The organism is Rhodopirellula maiorica SM1 (genome assembly GCF_000346295.1).
Classification (GTDB): domain Bacteria; phylum Planctomycetota; class Planctomycetia; order Pirellulales; family Pirellulaceae; genus Novipirellula; species Novipirellula maiorica.
The window spans coordinates 1-3,483 of the sequence record NZ_ANOG01000894.1; the positions used below are offsets into that span (position 1 = coordinate 1).

Below are 3,483 nucleotides of genomic sequence, written 5' to 3' on the forward strand. Positions count from 1 at the left end.
ACGAAGGCTTTGTATGTCGAAAGTGGGCAACGGGTTCGCGGTTCCTATGCGTGGCTTGACGGTGAAAATGCAGATGCAGCCGCGATCGCTCAGCAGATGGATGATTTGCACCAAGGGTTGCTGATGAAGGTGTTTGCCGCCGTCGTGCCGACTGCTGACAGTCGAACGATCGAGCAGCGTCAACTCGGCCGCGTTTTGCTCGAGCATCTTTGGGGCAAATCGGTGATGGGGCACCAATTGCACGAGGCCGTCGATTGGCTGATTTCTGCTTCGGCGGACTTCCAGTGGCGCGATCTGGTGCGTCCCTTTGCCGAATTAGCGCCCTTGCGAGATCGTTGGGGTGAACTCGAGACGCTGGTGATGCGGATGGCGAACCTGTTGGTTGCGGTCGATGGAGAAACTAGCGATTCGGACAATGTCAATCTCGCGGCGATGCGAGCCCAGATGAAAGAGGTTGTCGGCGAGGCCGAGCCCGAAGAGCGAAACAGCCAAGCGGACACAGACAACGCTCGCGATGCCCTGCAGTGGCTTCGTGAAGAAGCCGCCCGATTGCGTGAAGGTGCCAGTGTCACCGCTGCGGAAAAGCCAACGCCTACAGCGGGCCCAGGCAGTTCGCCGCCAAAATCTGTTGTCCAGCCGCCCTCGAAATCCGCCGAGCCAGTCGATGAGCGGACTCCGGAGCAACGATTGGCGGAAGCTCGAGCCAAGCTCGATCAATTGATCGGGCTCGATGCGATCAAGGATCAAATTCAAACGCTGACGAATTTTCTAAAGATGGAGTCGCAGCGAGAAAAGGAAGGGCTGCCAATGACGCGGCCTAGTTTGCATATGGCTTTTGTCGGTAACCCAGGAACCGGCAAAACGACGGTCGCGCGGATCATTGCGGATATTTACGGGGCGCTGGGGATCCTGGGCAAAGGCCACCTCGTCGAAACCGATCGCAGTGGATTAGTCGCCGAATATGCCGGGCAAACTGGGCCGAAAACGAACGCGAAAATCGACGAGGCGTTGGACGGCGTGCTGTTTATCGACGAAGCCTACACGCTGATTGATGAAAACGGGCAAGACCAGTATGGTCGCGAAGCGGTGCAGACGTTGCTGAAGCGAATGGAGGATCAGCGGGATCGGCTGGTCGTCATCCTGGCGGGATATCCCGTCGAGATGCGGAAGATGATCCGTAGCAACCCCGGTCTGAGTTCCCGTGTGGGAACGACGATGCACTTTGACGATTATCCACCCGAAGCACTTTGCCGGATCTTTGAACTGATCGCCAAAAAGTCAAAGTACACTCTGCCGACCGAATCGCGACGCAGGCTGCTTCGCGGGTTCACATATTTGTATATCGCTCGCGATCGTCATTTCGGGAATGGCCGCACCGCTCGCAACAGTTTCGAGCGAAGTGTCCGCCGCTTGGCAAACCGTTTGGCTGCGTTGACCGAAGTAGATCGCAAGTTGTTAACGACACTCGAGCCCGATGACATCGAAGTTGCCGATGTGACACAAGAGCATCTTGCTGCATTGGTGGCCGAGCCAGGCAATGTGCGAGTACACTGCAAACATTGCGACCAGCCGGTCGTGATTGACGACAAACAGCTTGCAACGGAGATCAAGTGCGAAGCGTGCAAGGAGATGTACGAAGCCGACTGGGGCGAACCCGTGCTTGAGCTGCCCAAGCCTGCCGGTGGCACAGCTAACGAGGGTGACGGTGCCAAAGACGTAATCGTAAAGTAGTTGTAGGCCGGATCGCAGCGGAGCGGAGATCCGGTATCGCGGCTCAAAAAGAAGGCGCCATTGCTTTCGCATCCGCCGGATCAGCGCCGCTGAGGGCGACTTGATCCGGCCTACTCAAGTATCGCGTTGCGATTATCGTTGGACGCGAGCGTTGCCTTTCCAGATGCTCCAAACTTGGTCTTCGTCCGCTGGCTGTCCGTAGTCGGTATTCAGCGTTGCCGTCAGAGCGCCGGTGGCCCAGCCGAACTGAGAGCTCTTTTCTGCGTCCCAGCCTTTGAGCACGCCGTAGAGCAGTCCGCCGACAAATCCGTCACCGCCACCGATGCGGTCGAATACGCCGATTTGGCGGGGCTCGATGACGCTAAAATCTTCGCCGTGCGAAACGATTGCGCCCCACATATGCGAGTTTGCGCTCTCGACTTCTCGAAGCGTGGTGGCGAACAAAGACGTGTCAGGGTATTCCTGCTTGACGCGATTGATCATGCCTTTGAAACCATCGATTTTGGCGGCAATGCCCTTGCCGCCGGCCTCGGGGCCTTCGACGCCCAAGCACAACTGGAAGTCTTCTTCGTTGCCGATCAGGATATCCGACAGGCTGGCAATTTCTTTGAATTGCTTCGATAGAAGTTCCTCGCGGCCTTTCCAGAACGATGCTCGGTGATTGAGATCGAACGAGATGCGAGCGCCATTCTTCTTAGCGACACGAGCGATCTCAAGGCAGAATTCGCTGGTCTCTTCGGACAATGCTGCGATCAGTCCTGACATGTGAACGATTTTCGCGCCTTCGTCGCCAAAGATTCGCTGGAGGTCGAAATCTTTGACATTCAACTTGCGTCCGACTTCACCGGCTCGGTCGTTTTGGACTCGCGGTCCACGCGATCCCCATCCACTGTCGGCCATATTGATTTGGTGTCGCACGCCCCACGGTGTGTCTTGAGTGAACTCGGGGCCTTCGTAGTCCATGTGGCGACGTGCCAAGTCGTCTTTGATGAATCGCGCGATCGGGCTGTCTTTGACAAAGGCCGTCAAGATTTTGACTGGCATCCCAAGAAACGACGCGATGCTGCCAACATTCGATTCCGCGCTGGTGCCCTGCATCTTGAAGGTGTCGCTGCAATGAAACGGCTGGTGGTCAGCCGGCGTCAACCGAATGCCCATGCTGGTGGGGATGACGAGAGAGTACTTGGCGTCGTTTCGAAGTTCGATCATTTTGGCGGCTCGTTGAGGGAGGAGGTGAAAGGAACCGGCATGGATGCCGACCACGTTCCTTGCGAACGCGGTTGCTAGTGCTGGAATGGACAGTGGGGTTTCATTGTGCGAACGGTTCGCACAATGATGACGCTAAATGGTGACAGCGCTAAATAGTGACAGAGGCAAAACCACCATCAATCGCGATGTTTTGTCCGGTAACAAACGAGGATGCTTTGCGGCTGGCAAGCCAAACGACCGCGCCGGCCAATTCTTCGGCTTTGCCAAAGCGTGCCATTGGGGTGTGACCGATGATTTGCCCGCCTCGTTCGGTATAGCTTCCGTCATCGTTGAACAGCAGTTTGCGATTCTGTTCGGCAGGAAAGAATCCAGGGCTGATCGCGTTGACTCGCACGCCCGTGGTTGCCCATTCACGAGCCAACCAAAGGGTCAAGTTGATGACGGCTGCTTTGGCCGCCGAATAAGCGACGACTCGCGAAAGCGGGATCATGCCTGACATCGAAGCGATGTTGATAATGCTGCCGACACCTGCTTCGATCATGT

General features: G+C 56.5%; 3 protein-coding genes. 1 reads left to right on the forward strand and 2 read right to left on the reverse strand.

The features are described from left to right. A partial coding sequence (locus RMSM_RS28400; protein ID WP_144058033.1) for an AAA family ATPase occupies nucleotides 1-1,731 on the forward strand: 1,731 nt, incomplete at its 5' end. A 132-nt stretch (nucleotides 1,732-1,863) separates the two neighbouring features. On the opposite strand, the gene RMSM_RS28405 is transcribed toward RMSM_RS28400, so the two are convergent. Together RMSM_RS28405 and RMSM_RS28410 are read right to left on the reverse strand one after the other, a co-directional pair. After that, nucleotides 1,864-2,940: a sugar kinase gene (locus RMSM_RS28405; protein WP_008705359.1), complete on the reverse strand. Its 1,077-nt coding sequence runs from the start codon at nucleotides 2,938-2,940 to the stop codon at nucleotides 1,864-1,866. A gap of 148 nt (nucleotides 2,941-3,088) precedes the next feature. After that, nucleotides 3,089-3,483 (reverse strand): SDR family oxidoreductase (locus RMSM_RS28410; RefSeq protein WP_008705362.1); only part of this gene is annotated, 395 nt, incomplete at its 5' end.